16 protein-coding genes, 1 riboswitch and 1 other annotated feature are annotated in these 14,600 nt (G+C 43.4%); all 16 genes read right to left on the bottom strand.

Annotation, left to right across the window (positions count from 1 at the left end):
- Positions 1–182 precede the first annotated feature (182 nt).
- Positions 183–1,094 (bottom strand): RluA family pseudouridine synthase, encoded by a 912-nt coding sequence (locus bslm_RS08090; protein ID WP_014479742.1) that lies wholly within the window; start codon positions 1,092–1,094, stop codon positions 183–185.
- A gap of 1 nt (position 1,095) precedes the next feature.
- Positions 1,096–1,560 carry a signal peptidase II gene (lspA, locus tag bslm_RS08085; protein ID WP_003245047.1) on the bottom strand — a complete coding sequence of 155 codons (465 nt, stop codon included), beginning with the start codon at positions 1,558–1,560 and terminating at the stop codon, positions 1,096–1,098.
- Positions 1,561–1,662: 102 nt separating this feature from the next.
- Positions 1,663–2,037, bottom strand: coding sequence for a sporulation-related RNA polymerase-binding protein YlyA (gene ylyA, locus bslm_RS08080; RefSeq protein ID WP_003245479.1), 375 nt, complete (start codon positions 2,035–2,037; stop codon positions 1,663–1,665).
- Positions 2,038–2,181: 144 nt separating this feature from the next.
- Entirely contained in the window at positions 2,182–4,947 is a 2,766-nt protein-coding gene (gene ileS, locus bslm_RS08075) for an isoleucine--tRNA ligase (RefSeq protein ID WP_029946171.1), read from the bottom strand.
- Between the two features lie 51 nt (positions 4,948–4,998).
- Positions 4,999–5,225: a binding site (T-box leader), on the bottom strand.
- Between the two features lie 62 nt (positions 5,226–5,287).
- A complete protein-coding gene (gene divIVA, locus bslm_RS08070) occupies positions 5,288–5,782 on the bottom strand; it encodes a septum site-determining protein DivIVA (protein ID WP_003221468.1) in 495 nt (164 codons plus the stop codon).
- A 93-nt stretch (positions 5,783–5,875) separates the two neighbouring features.
- Positions 5,876–6,649 carry a YlmH family RNA-binding protein gene (locus tag bslm_RS08065; protein WP_014479737.1) on the bottom strand — a complete coding sequence of 258 codons (774 nt, stop codon included), beginning with the start codon at positions 6,647–6,649 and terminating at the stop codon, positions 5,876–5,878.
- A gap of 60 nt (positions 6,650–6,709) precedes the next feature.
- Positions 6,710–6,982, bottom strand: coding sequence for a YggT family protein (locus tag bslm_RS08060; protein ID WP_014479736.1), 273 nt, complete (start codon positions 6,980–6,982; stop codon positions 6,710–6,712).
- Between the two features lie 6 nt (positions 6,983–6,988).
- Positions 6,989–7,444 carry a cell division protein SepF gene (gene sepF / locus bslm_RS08055; RefSeq protein WP_003244791.1) on the bottom strand — a complete coding sequence of 152 codons (456 nt, stop codon included), beginning with the start codon at positions 7,442–7,444 and terminating at the stop codon, positions 6,989–6,991.
- Positions 7,441–8,133, bottom strand: coding sequence for a YggS family pyridoxal phosphate-dependent enzyme (locus tag bslm_RS08050; RefSeq protein WP_003245324.1), 693 nt, complete (start codon positions 8,131–8,133; stop codon positions 7,441–7,443). The genes sepF and bslm_RS08050 overlap by 4 nt, the downstream gene beginning before the upstream one ends.
- Before the next feature lie 6 nt (positions 8,134–8,139).
- Positions 8,140–8,976: a peptidoglycan editing factor PgeF gene (gene pgeF / locus bslm_RS08045; RefSeq protein WP_033883316.1), complete on the bottom strand. Its 837-nt coding sequence runs from the start codon at positions 8,974–8,976 to the stop codon at positions 8,140–8,142.
- Between the two features lie 161 nt (positions 8,977–9,137).
- Positions 9,138–9,383 (bottom strand): YlmC/YmxH family sporulation protein, encoded by a 246-nt coding sequence (locus bslm_RS08040; RefSeq protein ID WP_003232153.1) that lies wholly within the window; start codon positions 9,381–9,383, stop codon positions 9,138–9,140.
- Positions 9,384–9,465: 82 nt separating this feature from the next.
- Positions 9,466–10,746, bottom strand: a complete 1,281-nt coding sequence (ylmB, locus tag bslm_RS08035; protein ID WP_033881661.1) for an N-formyl-4-amino-5-aminomethyl-2-methylpyrimidine deformylase — start codon at positions 10,744–10,746, stop codon at positions 9,466–9,468.
- 87 nt (positions 10,747–10,833) lie between these two features.
- Positions 10,834–10,935: riboswitch (TPP riboswitch) on the bottom strand.
- Positions 10,936–10,947: 12 nt separating this feature from the next.
- On the bottom strand, positions 10,948–11,742 hold the full coding sequence (locus bslm_RS08030; protein ID WP_014479731.1) for an ABC transporter ATP-binding protein: 795 nt from the start codon (positions 11,740–11,742) through the stop codon (positions 10,948–10,950).
- A 147-nt stretch (positions 11,743–11,889) separates the two neighbouring features.
- A complete protein-coding gene (gene sigG, locus bslm_RS08025) occupies positions 11,890–12,672 on the bottom strand; it encodes an RNA polymerase sporulation sigma factor SigG (protein ID WP_009967190.1) in 783 nt (260 codons plus the stop codon).
- A 139-nt stretch (positions 12,673–12,811) separates the two neighbouring features.
- On the bottom strand, positions 12,812–13,531 hold the full coding sequence (gene sigE / locus bslm_RS08020; protein ID WP_003221446.1) for an RNA polymerase sporulation sigma factor SigE: 720 nt from the start codon (positions 13,529–13,531) through the stop codon (positions 12,812–12,814).
- Positions 13,532–13,593: 62 nt separating this feature from the next.
- Positions 13,594–14,523: a sigma-E processing peptidase SpoIIGA gene (spoIIGA, locus tag bslm_RS08015; protein ID WP_003232163.1), complete on the bottom strand. Its 930-nt coding sequence runs from the start codon at positions 14,521–14,523 to the stop codon at positions 13,594–13,596.
- Positions 14,524–14,600 lie beyond the last annotated feature (77 nt).

Here is a 14,600-nt window from a genome sequence, read left to right as displayed (position 1 = left end):
TGTGTGACACCTCACAGTTCATATAGAAGAAAAAACCCCTCCTGCCAGAGCATAGAGGGGTTTTAGGACAAGGTGCGCGCCTGTACACGCATCCCGTCTATCCGTTATCCTTCTCAGTCTCTCTGGACTGTTTTAAAGAATCTATTCAGCTTCGTTTATTATTTCAGAAAAGAAACCCTCTGTCAACCATTTTTTCTGAGGTTTTCGATTAATTCTGCCATATCCTCAGGAAGCGGCGCTTCAAATTCGACATATTCTCCTGTTCGTGGATGGTCAAAACCTAAAACTCCCGCGTGAAGCGCTTGGCCATTAAAGTCGATTGTTTTTCTTGGGCCGTATTTCGGATCGCCTGCTAATGGGAAGCCGATATATCTCATATGAACACGAATTTGATGGGTTCTCCCTGTTTCAAGCTGGCATTCCACTAACGTAAAATCCTGAAAACGCTCTAGTACATGAAAATGAGTGACAGCGCTTTTGCCATCACGTGTCACGGTCATGCTTTGACGGTCTTTCTTATCTCGTCCGATCGGCGCGTCAATTGTGCCGTCATCGTGAGAAATAAGCCCGTGGACAACGGCCGTATATTTTCGGGTGACCGTTTTGTTGACCAATTGGTTTACGAGTGACTCGTGTGCCATATCATTTTTCGCCACCATTAATAAACCGGACGTGTCCTTATCGATTCTGTGAACAATACCCGGACGCATCACGCCATTTATTCCGGAAAGGTCTGTGCAATGAGCCATAAGGCCGTTTACAAGTGTGCCCGTAAGATGCCCGGGTGCTGGGTGAACAACCATTCCGCGAGGTTTGTTGACGACCAGCACATCCTGGTCCTCATAATAAATATCCAGATCCATAGGCTCTGCCAGGACGTCGAGCGCTTCCGGTTCGGGTACAGTGACGGTCACCTGATCACCCGGCTGAATTTTATAATTCGCTTTCACCGCGCTTCCGTTCACGACAACCTGTCCGTCTTTTACCCATTGCTGAACCTGGGTTCTTGACCAATCATTCTCAGACGATGCCAAAAATTTATCAATCCGCTCACTTTTTTGTTCTTCTGAAGCGGTTATATCAATTTGATTCATGCTATTGCTCCTTTTTCTTTTTCCCGCTGTCCAACAGCATTTGTATAAATAAAAGCATTACGCCGACACATAATGAAGAGTCCGCGATGTTAAATATCGGGTAATTGTAATTGACAATAATAACATGGATAAAATCCACAACTTCCTGTCTGACAGCCCGATCGATAAAGTTGCCGATGGCACCGCCAAGCATAAGTCCGAGGGCAACGCCAAGAAGCCTTTGTCCCTTTGTATAACGCTGTATGTAATAAACAATACCAATAATAACAGCGGTTGTTATGAGGTAGAAAAACCACATCTGACCCGCTAATATCCCCCATGCAGCACCCGTATTGCGATGGGAGGTGATATAGAATACCTGATCAATGATCGGAATGCTTTGGCCAAGTTCCATGTTCTTAACAACTAGCCATTTTGTCAATTGATCGGCTGCAATAATAAGTAGTGCAATCATATAATACAGCACAAACGTTCCTCCAGTTTACGGTTACTTTAATCCATTATGCATTTTATCAATAAAAAGCACTGGAGTAAAGAAATATCAGGCATATTAACCAGCCAGACACTGTTATTCATACAGTGCCTGACCATATTCGATATCCGTTGATTTCCATATCGGAAGCGTTTTTTTCTCAAATTGGACAGAATAAAGAAAATCGTTTGCTGTTCGGGCCGTCGGCAGCACTGCCAGCTTTGCAAGAGGAATGGGGGCCCCAGTTTCTTCACAGTATCCGAATGTACCGTTTTCGATTTTGGACAATGCAAGGAGAACGTCTTGAAGTTCTTCTTTAATATGATAGATCAGAGTTGCTTTTTGTTTTTGATTGATTGCTGCTTGCGGGCTTGTAGAAACCTGAAAGCAAGAATACTCAAATAATCTCGACTGTAATTCTTCTTTCATCAGAAGAAGTTCCGTATAAATTGCGGTCAGTTGATCATTCATTCTTCACAACTCCTGCTCTTAACGTAGTATCTTTATTGTTGCCTGTGAATGATGATCTAAAGCCCATAAGATTTTTCCTGCCGTTCTAAAGGATGTCACTCTTGGCACAAAAAAAGCCCGGCTTTTACGCCGAGCTTTTTTGCATTATTTTTGATAGTATTTTTCAACGATTTCAGCGTTGCGTAATGAAAGTGTAGGATATTTCGGATTTGCCCCTACATCTTTTGAAATCACACGAGATCTCTCACACATTTCGCCTTCCGCTTTCTCGACAGCGATTTTACCCGTCGCAAAGCTTTGCGCATCGTTCGGCGCTTCATTTTCTTCGCTGATTGTCAGTTCAGACACAATAAACAGCTGAGAAAGGTTTTCTTTTATGGAAGCCAAGAGCTCCTTGTTTTCTTTGTTTGGATACAATTTCAGGTTTGCTTCCAAAGATTTACCAATAATTTTTTCATTTCGCGCAGTTTCTAATGCTTTTAGCACGTCATCACGAAGAGCCATAAAGCGGTCAAATTTTTCTTCAGTCGCTTCACTGTTTGGAACCGCGATTGTTTCCGGCATATCGGTCAGCTGAACGCTCTGCTCTTCAACAAATGTTAAATGAGACCACAATTCGTCTGCCGTATGTGGAAGGATAGGCGCTGAAAGCTTCACTAATGCAAGAAGCGTTTCGTAGAATACTGTCTGCATGCTGCGTCTATCCGGATGATCCGCATGCTCGATGTAGACAATATCTTTTGCAAAATCAAGGTAGAATGAGCTCAATTCGATTGTGCAGAAATTATGAATGCTGTGATACACAACCGCAAATTCGTACTCATCATACGCTTTTTTCACTTTATCAATCAGCTTGTTCAGCTTAATCAGCATATACTGATCCACTTCACGAAGATCTTCGACAGCCACCGCATTTGTTTTTGGATCAAAATCGAAAAGGTTGCCGTGAAGGAAACGGAACGTGTTGCGGATTTTACGATATACTTCCGCAACCTGCTTTAGAATGGCGTCAGACACGCGAACGTCCGCCTGATAATCCACTGAAGATACCCATAATCTTAAGATGTCGGCACCAAGCTGTTTCATGACTTTAGCCGGAACAACAACGTTACCGATTGATTTACTCATCTTGCGTCCTTCTCCATCCAGTGCGAACCCATGGCTGAGCACACCTTTATACGGCGCTTTCCCTGTTACGGCTACTGCTGTAGAAAGAGAAGAGTTAAACCAGCCGCGATATTGGTCAGATCCCTCTAGGTATAAATCAGCCGGGCGAACGAGGTCATCACGTTCTTCAAGCACTGCTTGATGTGAAGAGCCTGAATCAAACCAAACATCCATGATATCCTGTTCTTTTGTAAATGTGCCGTTCGGGCTGCCAGGATGCGTAAAGCCTTCCGGAAGAAGATCCTTTGCTTCTTTTTCAAACCAAATGTTTGATCCGTGCTGTCTGAACAATTCAGAAACATGTTCAATGGTTTCATCTGTAATAATCGGTTCTCCGTTTTCAGCGTAAAATACCGGAATCGGCACACCCCACGCACGCTGTCTGGAAATACACCAGTCTCCGCGGTCCCGAACCATGTTGTGCAAACGCTGCTCGCCCCATTCAGGAACCCATTTGGTTTCTTTAATGGCATCCAGCAGGTCTGATCTGAAATCTTTAATAGACGCAAACCATTGCGCTGTCGCTCTGAAAATGGTTGGTTTTTTCGTTCTCCAATCATGCGGATAAGAGTGAGTAATGAATTCAAGCTTCACAAGTGCGCCTTTTTCATCAAGCTGCTGTGTGATCGCTTTGTTTGCATCATCATAGAACATGCCTTCAAAGCCAGGAGCTTCGCTTGTCATTACACCTTTTTCATCGACCGGGCAAAGCACATCTAAACCGTATTTTTGGCCGATGATAAAGTCATCTTCCCCATGTCCTGGCGCTGTATGAACACAGCCTGTTCCGGCATCAGTTGTTACGTGTTCACCAAGCATAACGAGAGAGTCTCTGCCATATAGAGGGTGTTCAGCGATAATGTTCTCAAGATCTTTCCCTTTGACCGTTCTTGTCACTTCATACTGATCAAATCCGCATGCCGATGCAACATTTTCGACTAAGGCACTTGCTACGACAAAGCGGTCTTCACCTACTGCAATCACGCTGTACTCAAGATCAGGGTGCACTGAGATTCCGAGGTTCGCCGGAATTGTCCAAGGCGTTGTTGTCCAAATGATGATGCGCTCACCGTTTTCAAGAACGCCTTTTCCGTCTTTTACACCAAAAGCGACGTAAATAGATGCTGAACGTTTGTCTTGATATTCGATCTCGGCTTCAGCCAGAGCAGACTCACTTGAAGGTGACCAGTTAACCGGTTTAAGGCCTTTGTAAATGTAGCCTCGTTTTGCCATTTCACCAAATACGCGGATTTGCTGCGCTTCGTATTCCGGTTTTAATGTCACATATGGGTTTTCCCAGTCACCGCGGACACCAAGACGTTTGAATTGCTCACGCTGTCCCTCGATTTGCTTCCAAGCGTACTCTTCGCATAGTTTGCGGAATTCCGCTACTGACATTTCTTTGCGGTTGACCTTTTTGTTTTTTGTCAGAGCTGTTTCAATTGGCAATCCGTGTGTATCCCAGCCCGGCACATACGGTGCGTTGTAGCCGCTCATTGATTTATAGCGGACAATGAAGTCTTTCAAAATCTTGTTAAGTGCATGGCCCATATGGATGTCGCCGTTTGCATACGGAGGTCCGTCATGTAAAACAAATTTCGGGCGGTCTTTCGTCCGTTCCTGAACAAGACGGTAGATATCCTCTTCCTCCCATTTTTTTTGAATGTCAGGCTCACGGTTTGGCAAATTTCCACGCATCGGGAAATCTGTTTTCGGCATTAAGAGCGTGTCTTTAAAATCCATTTTCATTCCTCCACTGCATTTTTTCAGAAAATAAAAAAGCCCTCTCATCCCATAAGGGACGAGAAAGCTTATCTCGCGGTACCACCCTTTTAGAAAAAGCAAGCATACACTTTTTCCTCTTGAGCATCGTAACGTGATGAACGTCCTAACCTACTGTGAGTTCAGCAAGGAAACTAAAGGGCTGATCTACATGATTCCGGCCATCCCGGACTCTCACCATCTCCGGGTCGCTATGAAGGCCTGAAGGAAACATGACTGTCCCTTTCAACCGTTTTTTCATCTGAATTTATGAACGTATTATATTCGACAAGCTAAGAAAATGTCAAGATAATCAGAGAATTTATTCCTTTTCCTCAAATACAGCGTCGACTTCATACTCAAGGAGATGATCCCAATCGTCATTTTTCAGAAGATCAAGCTGAGCTTCAATCAGCATTTGGAAACGTGTTCTGAACACTTTAGACTGTTTTTTCAGCTCTTCAATTTCCATTGCAATTTTTCTTGATTTTGATAACGATTCGTTGATAATGCGATCAGCGTTTTTCTCCGCTTCCCGAACGATCAGCTTTGCCTCTTTTTGAGAATTGCGTTTTACGTCTTCAGCCGCTTCTTGAGCAACTAAAATTGATTTATTCAATGTTTCCTCAATATTGGCAAAGTGTCCGATTCTTTCATCTAGCTCATTGACTTTCGCTTCAAGCTCAGTTTTCTTGCGGAGAACAATTTCGTAATCTTTTCTGACTTGGGCTAGGAATTCATTTACTTCATCTTCATCATATCCGCGAAAACTTTTTGTAAACGTCTTGTTGTGAATATCATTTGGCGTTAATGGCATGATGCCACCTCCATTTTTACATTTCAGTACGGTTATCTAGTTCACATTATAAAACAAATTTCGCACAGATGGAGAAAAAAACTGAAAAACCGACTATTTTTGTCGTTCAAACGTAACTCTCCATTTGTCTTTTTTGGTTTTTCCTTCGATTTTTGTTAAGCTGCACCGGCCAAAACCTCTGATTGACAGCATGTCCCCTTCCGCGACTATGTATGAAGGATCTTCAACCACCTTCCAGTTCACTTTCACAAGGCCGTTTTTCACAAGCGTCTGTGATTTCTGGCGGGATTGCCTGCTCATAGAGGCGCAGACGGCGTCAAGCCTTAAAGAAGAAACCGTGTCATCTCTTATTTCGACATCAACTGCTGGAATGTTAAGGTCTGACAAGTCGATTTTCTCTAGGCTGACCGCCGCTTTGCCTGCTTGGGTCAGCTGTGCAGCCACAAAATCAGCGGTATCGGCTGAGACAATCAATTGCACTGCTGTCTCAGAAAACACGATGTCACCGAATTTTTGCCGCTTTAATCCTATGCCCATTAATGCACCAAGCAGAGAACGATGATCTACTGAGACAAACTTGTCAGCATAACAAACGTTAAACGCCTGAAGTTCAAAATCTGATACTTCCGGAGTAATGTACTCTGGATACAGAATCGCCCGTTTCCGCTCCGCTCTGTCATAACCGCCGGAAAAAGCAAGCCCGACGTCAGCCTGTCCCGTAACAGCAGAGAGGATGACCTGCTCTCGGGGGTCTAAAAAGTCGGTCAGCTTCATCCGGTACTGCTCCTGGACAATTCTTTTCCATTCGAGCGCCTGATCAATAAAGGCCCGCTCGTCTTTTCTGAAGTGCTGATAGATATCGCTCATCGTCTTTCCCTTCTATGTAAAGAGGCTTGGCTGCTGCCAAGCCCCTATCAAACTGTCACATTAAAACGCAATCATGCGATAAAGTCCCCACAAGCCGGTTGTCGCAAACCGAAGCACAAGTATTGCTACGATTGGTGAAATATCCAGCATTGCAATCGGAGGGATGATTTTTCTGAATGGTTCGAGATATGGTTCACAAATCGAAGCCAAAAAACGCCCGACTGCTGTTTCCCTCGTACTCGGCACCCATGACATAAAAATATATATGATCAGGGCAAATGAGTATATTGTGATTAATAAGTTTAAAACCGAAAAAACTTGATAAAGGATCATCTCGCTTTACCACCTCTGATGTTCGTCTTCAGATATGAGCTCAGAAATTGTGCCTGATACATCTACGTTGTCAGGCGTGCAGAGGAAAATATCTGAGCCGATTCTTTGAATATCGCCGCCGATGGCATAAACGGTTCCGCTTAAAAAGTCAACAATCCGCTTCGCCTGGTCATGCTGTATCCGCTGAAGATTGACGACAACTGCCCGCCGGTTCTTCAAATGGTCGGCTATTTCCTGCGCCTCCGCATAAACGCGCGGCTCACTCAACACCACTTTAGAGGATTTCTGAACACTTTGCAAGCTCACTACATTCTGTTTGCCCGCAGGTTTATTCCCGTTGTAAGCCGGCTTTTCTTTTTGCTCATGCTCCTCATGAGATTCCCGCTCTGTCTCAATATATTCATATTCGTATTCTTCATCTTCCATTGAGAAAAAGTTTTTCAGTTTATTTTTCATACTCATTGCTGTACACCCCCTGTTTCATTTCCGACTAACGATGAGCCGATTCTAATATAAGTAGCTCCTTCTTCAATTGCAATTTCAAAATCATTTGACATGCCCATCGACAGTTCAGTACACGGAGCGTTCGGCTGGTTCAGCTTCTGAACCTGGTCACGGAGTTCTCTCAGCGACCTGAAACAGCTTCTGATCTGATCTTGATCATCAGTCAGCGGAGCCATTGTCATCAGCCCGGCAACAAGGATATGTTCGAAACCGGAAAGCTCCTGTATGAATGGAATGACTTCTTCTTTTTTCATGCCGTGTTTAGAAGGCTCAAGAGAGGTATTGACCTGCACAAAGCATCGTACAGTACCTTCAGCCCGTTTTTCAATTTCTTTCGCTAATGAGAGCCGGTCTAGGGAATGGATATAGGAAACCGAATTGACGACAGATTTTGCTTTTCTTGATTGCAGACTGCCGATAAAATGCCATTCCGGATTCCCTTTCATCAATTCCTGTTTGCGGAGCAGTTCCGCATCCCGATTCTCTCCGAGGCAGGTGATGCCAGCATCTACTGCCTCCTGTGCTCTTTCAGGTGATACATATTTTGTGACTGCAATAACCGTAACTTCATCGGAGCTGCGGCCCGATCTGTTACATGCTTCGTTTATTCGTTCGTTTATATGTCGTAAATTATCAACAACACGCAAGATCTTTTATGCCTCCTTCATTCCGATAAAGGACATCATCCGTCCAGTTTTCCCCTGATCGCGGCGGTGAGAATAGAAAAGAGACGGCTCGCTTTCCGTGCATAAACCGCTGACAGAAATTTGTTCACTTGCCAAACCGCTGTCCATCAGTATAAGACGGTTCAGCTCTTTCAGATCAAGCTGATATTGTGCCTTTGCCGTCTGATTAACGACAAGGTCTGCTGAAACCGGCAATGCGCGGACAGCATCCATGACGCGGTCGTCTACCGTATAGCATGCACCGCTGATAGACGGGCCAATAACAGCGTAAATATCTGAGGGATTTGAACCTTCCTTCTCAGTCCATTGCTTCACCATTTCTCTGCCAATCTGTTTGACGGTGCCTTTCCACCCGGCATGGGCGACTCCGACAAGCGACTTAACCGGATCATAAAAGAAAAGAGGCACACAATCAGCAAAGCATAATGCTAAAAATACATTTTTTTCATTTGTATAGAGCCCGTCCGTTGCTTTTAGAGCCGTGTGATACTCACGGGCGCCTTTTCCCCTATCCCTCTGCGTCACTTTCTGAACGCGATTATCATGTGTCTGATCAGCGAATACCCAAGACTGCAAATCAGTATTAAACATATCGGCAATATATTCACGATTTTTAACTACATCTGCATCTTTGTCATGAACGTGCAATCCTGTATTTAACGATTCAAAAGGCTTTTGGCTGACACCGCCGTTTTTTGTCGTAAATCCGGCAATGACCTCTTTGTTGTTTTGATTCGTTTGAGCCCAGTCTTGTATCATGAGTGTCGAGGGTGTGGTAAGACTGAATGGGTGATATGTATTCATGATGATCCAACCTTTCGACAAACATTAAAAAAGCGGAATTTCCCACTTATTTTACCACATCTTACTGCATTCGTTGAGCGCCGATTTGCATATTTCTAAATGAAATGTGCCGGAAGAATCGAGACTTCCGGCATTTGCCAATCTGCGGCAGACAAGCAGGTTTATGCATGTGGTTCACTTAATCGGACTAAGATTACATCTTCCCCGATTTTTACTATATTTCGCCATGGAATGACCAATTCCTCTTCTTTTCCAAAAAATCCGAGAACTTTCCCATTTCCTCCGAGTATGATCGCCTGAATTTTTCCAGTGGTCACATTGATATCAATATCACCAATACTCCCCAGCTTTTTTCCGTTTGAGACATTGACGACATCCTTTACCTGAAATTCTGAAATGCTGATCATTCCATCACGTCCTTTTTCCGTCCTTTTGTTCAAGTATATGAACGGGCAGGCTGAACCTTGTCAGCAAGAAGAAATTTTCATGTCATTGTTCTTTTTTCCGGCTGCACCAGCTGATGATAAAATCGAGTATAATTTTTGTATACTCTACTAGCTGCTCAATCGATACCTTCTCGTTCACAGAGTGTGCATTGTGCAGATCTCCAGGACCGTATATTACGCATGGAATACCGGCATCATACAGCCATCCGCCATCTGTAACTGATTGAGAAACGTCAATAATTGGACACTCCCGTTTCACTTTCTGATGAGAGGCAGTTAGCACTAAGACGCCTGGGTGGCCAGGGTCAACTTCCAATGCCGGAAAAATTTCTCCTCTGTCTTCAATCATAGATGAGCCTCCCCACTTGAATACAGGGCGGTTTTCCCTAAGCCAAATATCACTGTCACTCAGCCGATTGACGTAATCCTCTATTTCCGCTGCCACTTGGTCATGGGTTTCATTCGGATAAAAATGGACTGTGATCCACAGCCGGCATTCGTCCGCTATAAAAGCCGCATGTCTGCCGCCTTCTATAACTGCCGGGTTAATCGTATTTGTGCCTGGTTTAAAACCGGGATAACTTTTCATAATAGACCAGTGGCGCTCAAGTTCACCGAGCCCCGCAATGATTTTTGCCATTTTTTCAATTGCGCTTGCTCCGAATGTTCCTCCGCCTGCGTGAATCATATTCCGTCTCGTTCCATCATGAAATGTTTGACTGCTTTTGATTTCGATCCAGCCTGTAATGACACCCCCTTGGCCTTGAATATGCATATCGCTCGTATCCGCGACAATTGCAAAATCAGCGTGGTAGCCCCTCTTGCAGCATTCAAGTGTGCCGGCCTCTCCAACTTCCTCCCCAATAACCGATTGCAGAATCAGATCACCTGGAAGCTCAATGCCGGCTTCACGAATTAATTTGACAGCAAACAGCACACAAGCCATTCCGCCCTTCATATCGGAAGCGCCTCGCCCGATTAAGAGACCGTTTTTTTCAATGGGATGAAACGGATCGTGCTTCCATTCTTCATCCTCTTTTACCTCTGCCACATCTACATGACCATTGATAATCAGGCTATAATAATCTGCTGAATCTGTTCCCTTTAGCTTGCCGACAACATTGGGATCTCCAGGGTACACATCCCATTTGTCGATCGAGAATCCCAATTCATTTAAAAATCCCGCAATCCATGACTGAATGCCCTCTGTATTTCTTGCAGGCGGAGCGGGTGTTTGATAAGAAATCAGTGTTTTAGCAAGCTGAATAAGCTCCTCCTTTTGTTCTTCCACTTTTTTTTGCAAAGAGTCTATTTGTTGATCCAATGTAAATCCGCTCCTATTCTTTAAAATCAAAAAAGCCGTTTCAAATGTGATGAAACGGCTTAATAAAAACAAACGAAGTCCGATGTACTCCGCTTTTCACCGCTTCCCTCCGCTGGCATGATCCAGATCAGGTCAAAAGGGTTGAGACAAAGTCTCTCTCAGCTTCGCAAAGCACCCCTAGGATGAATCTATATATGTTTGTCAGGCATTCGTTATCGGCTCAGCTCTTGTTAAAAACGGCCGATCCTGATTCCATAATACATGGATTGGCGTATCAAAAAAAGCGGAAAGTACTTGATCAGTAAGCATTTCCTTTATTTCTCCGGATCCAAAGACCTCTCCCTGTTTTAATAAAAGGGCTTTATCAAAGACAGGCAGAATTTCTTCAGCATGATGAGTCACATAAAGGATAGATGGTGCATTTTCTTTGTTTGCAATGTATGTAATCGTATCTAACAACTTTTCCCGGGCAATAAAATCCAGCCCTGTGACTGGTTCATCCAGTATCAGCAACTCCGGATCGGCCATTAGTGCTCTAGCAATCAACGCTCTTTGTTTTTCCCCTTGAGAAAGGGTTTCATAGCGACGATCGGCATATTCAATTGCTCCCAAGTCCTCTAACAAACCAATCGCTTTTTCCCTGGTTTCCTTACTTGGCGTTTCATATAACCCAATCGAAGCGTAAGCTCCGCTCAAAGCAATTTCAAAGGCTGAATCTGCCGGATACAATTTTTGCTGAAGAGCTGCTGAGACGAGGCCAATTTTACGTCTGAGCTTTTCCCCAAGCTCTGTTTTGCCAAATTCATGGCCAAGCACCTGCATCTCGCCTGATGTTGGAAAATAATATGAGCAAAGCATATTTAACAGCGCTGTCTTCCCGGCGCCATTTAGGCCGTAAAGCACCCAATTTTCCTTTTCTTCCACCTTCCAATGAATATCTCTCAGTATCCATTTCCCATTCCGTTTTAGTGAGACATTGTCAAGCTGCAAAATCATCGTGGTCCTCCTCTTTATTGCCTTTTATAATTGTTTTAATTTTCATAAAACTTTGTACGAACTAGGATACCTTACTTTTTCCAAAACGTAAACCATCCGTAATCAATAGAAAAGCCTTTAAAACAACATCGTTTTAAAGGCTTTTCATTATTGATGAATATTTTTATTCATTTGTTTGATAGCCGCTTTTTCAAGTCTGGACACCTGCGCCTGAGAAATTCCGATTTCCTCGGCGACTTCCATTTGGGTTTTCCCTTGGAAGAATCGCTTTCTCAAAATCATTTTTTCCCTATCATTCAGCCTTCTCATGCCCTCTTTTAAAGCCAGCTCTTCAATCCATTGTGAATCTGTGTTACGCTCATCACTGATTTGGTCCATCACATAGATCGGGTCTCCGCCGTCGTTATAGATCGGTTCAAATAGAGAAACCGGATCCTGGATGGCATCAAGCGCAAATACAATTTCCTCATGCGGTACTTCAAGAACTTTTGCGATGTCTTCTGCAGTCGGCTCCTTGCTTGTCTCACTGATTAACCGCTCTCTTACCTGAAGCGCCTTGTAAGCGATGTCCCGGAGTGATCTTGAGACACGGATCGGGTTATTATCGCGTAAATACCTGCGGATCTCTCCGATAATCATAGGTACAGCGTATGTTGAAAACTTAACATTGTGGCTTAGGTCAAAATTATCAATGGATTTCATTAGTCCGATGCAGCCGACTTGAAATAAGTCATCAACATACTCCCCTCTGTTATTAAATCGTTGAATGACACTTAAGACAAGACGCAAGTTCCCGTTTACAAGCTTTTCTCTTGCTGAATCATCGCCTTCATCCTGCAGCTGCCTAAACAGCTTTCTCATCTCTTCATTCTTGAGTACTGGTAATTTGGAGGTATCCACCCCGCAGATTTCGACTTTATTTCTCGACACTTTTTTCCCTCCCTACAGGAGCTGCTGTACAACGTTAAGTATCTCCTTGGGTGGGAAAAATATGCACTGCACTCAGACCGAAAAACTGTCGAAATCAGGAAATCCCTGTAAAATCAAGGGGTTCTAACCATAAAATTTTTTACACCATTTTGTTGAACTCTTTTCTCAACCTTTTTATAATTCTTTTCTCAAGCCGCGAAATATAAGACTGAGAAATCCCCATCATATCCGCTACATCCTTTTGGGTTTTTTCTTCTTCACCGACAAGCCCAAACCGCAGCTCCATGATTTGCTTTTCTCTCTCATTAAGCTGTTCAAGCGCTTTTTTCAAAAGCTTTTTATCGACGTTAGCTTCTATGTCTTTAGTGATGATGTCATCGTCAGTGCCGAGCACATCAGAAAGCAAAAGCTCATTGCCGTCCCAATCAATATTAAGCGGTTCATCAAAGGAAACCTCTGAACGGATTTTGTTATTTCTTCTTAAATACATCAGGATTTCATTTTCTATACACCGGGAGGCATAGGTAGCAAGCTTGATTTTCTTTTCTGGATTGAATGTATTCACAGCTTTGATTAGACCGATGGTACCGATGCTGATTAAATCCTCTATATTAATTCCCGTATTTTCAAATTTACGGGCGATATATACGACCAGACGCAAATTGCGTTCAATTAGAATGGCGCGCGCCGCCTGATCGCCGTTTGGGAGCTTCATTAACAAAACCTGCTCCTCATCTTTAGATAATGGAGGCGGCAGGGCTTCACTCCCGCCTATGTAATAGACTTCATCACTTTTCAGCCCAAGTTTCATCAGCAGCTTATACCAGAGGTGCGTCAACCGTAATTTCAGTTTTTTCATCTTCCTCTCCCTTCTAAATGTCACGCCGTTTGAGTATGATAAGTAACGGACATTTGCGAACATTATGAAACGTGTTTTACAGCCTTGCCCGAAAGCATTTTCGGATGAATAATCGCGTCAAACTCTCCATCTGCCGACAGCTTTGTTGTGCTGATACCGATTAAACATTTATCTGCAGAAATCATTTCTTCTTTTGTCATAATCGTTACGTGATCCGGTTTAACGCATAATAAAAATTGATTTTGCTGACCAACTCCCCTGTATGGAATCAACCTCATTTTATCTAAAAAGCGAAAGGAATCATCGAGCTGTTCGATGGCTTCCAATGGGTCTGTGTTTCGAATGATCATCGTTTCGGCTGTTCCGAAAATCGGCTCCAATTTATCAATGTAAATGATCATTACCGGTGTTTTTGTAAGAGGATCGTACAGCTGATTACCGGAATCAATCAGGCCTCTGACATGAAGTGTTTGGCTGCCCAAATCTGCCTGCACGCTGACTCGTTCCTCATATTGAATGTTTTTTGTTTCAATATCTTCAATTCTTCTTTTAGAAAAAAACCATAATGCTGGAAAGCCACCAACAATAAACAACCAGCTGATCGGGTCTCCAAACCCTGTTTGATTGGTAATCATAACACCGTTTTGAACAATAGAATTTGACTGCAGCAAAGAATGGGCTCCGATAATTCCTCCCCCCATTAAAAAAGTGGCAAAATAAAAGGAAAACAAATTTTGAAAGAAAAACCGAAATCTTTTAAAGCCAAATGTCACCACCACAATCACAACTGAAAAAGCTAGCTTCCCAGCCGGATGTTCAACAATCGGCGAAAAAGGAGTAAACATCAAAAGGACAATACTGGAACCGATGAACGCTCCGCCTACCAGTCTTCTTTTTTTTACATGCCGTTTTAAAATAAATGCCGTGAGCAAAAGCAAAAGTGCATCAAAACAAAAGTTTAACAGCCAAATGACATCTAAATAGATTTTCACATCTGACTCCTTTCTTTCTTGCCTCACGCTGTTCCCCTTCTTGCTTCATAAGTATAAAGCAAGCTCTGTGGGAAAGT

Source organism: Bacillus sp. LM 4-2 (genome assembly GCF_000978495.1).
In the GTDB taxonomy this organism is placed as follows: domain Bacteria; phylum Bacillota; class Bacilli; order Bacillales; family Bacillaceae; genus Bacillus; species Bacillus subtilis.
This window is presented reverse-complemented; position numbering and strand designations above follow the sequence as displayed.

Coding starts and splice junctions, on each gene's coding strand:
- bslm_RS08090 (WP_014479742.1), bottom strand. CDS start 1,094: ATGAATCAAATTGATATAACCGCTTCAGAAGAACAAAAAAGTGAGCGG.
- ylyA (WP_003245479.1), bottom strand. CDS start 2,037: ATGAATGATCAACTGACCGCAATTTATACGGAACTTCTTCTGATGAAA.
- ileS (WP_029946171.1), bottom strand. CDS start 4,947: ATGGATTTTAAAGACACGCTCTTAATGCCGAAAACAGATTTCCCGATG.
- divIVA (WP_003221468.1), bottom strand. CDS start 5,782: ATGCCATTAACGCCAAATGATATTCACAACAAGACGTTTACAAAAAGT.
- bslm_RS08065 (WP_014479737.1), bottom strand. CDS start 6,649: ATGAGCGATATCTATCAGCACTTCAGAAAAGACGAGCGGGCCTTTATT.
- bslm_RS08060 (WP_014479736.1), bottom strand. CDS start 6,982: ATGATCCTTTATCAAGTTTTTTCGGTTTTAAACTTATTAATCACAATA.
- sepF (WP_003244791.1), bottom strand. CDS start 7,444: ATGAGTATGAAAAATAAACTGAAAAACTTTTTCTCAATGGAAGATGAA.
- pgeF (WP_033883316.1), bottom strand. CDS start 8,976: ATGAATACATATCACCCATTCAGTCTTACCACACCCTCGACACTCATG.
- bslm_RS08040 (WP_003232153.1), bottom strand. CDS start 9,383: ATGATCAGCATTTCAGAATTTCAGGTAAAGGATGTCGTCAATGTCTCA.
- bslm_RS08030 (WP_014479731.1), bottom strand. CDS start 11,742: ATGATTTTGCAGCTTGACAATGTCTCACTAAAACGGAATGGGAAATGG.
- sigE (WP_003221446.1), bottom strand. CDS start 13,531: ATGAAAAAACTGAAATTACGGTTGACGCACCTCTGGTATAAGCTGCTG.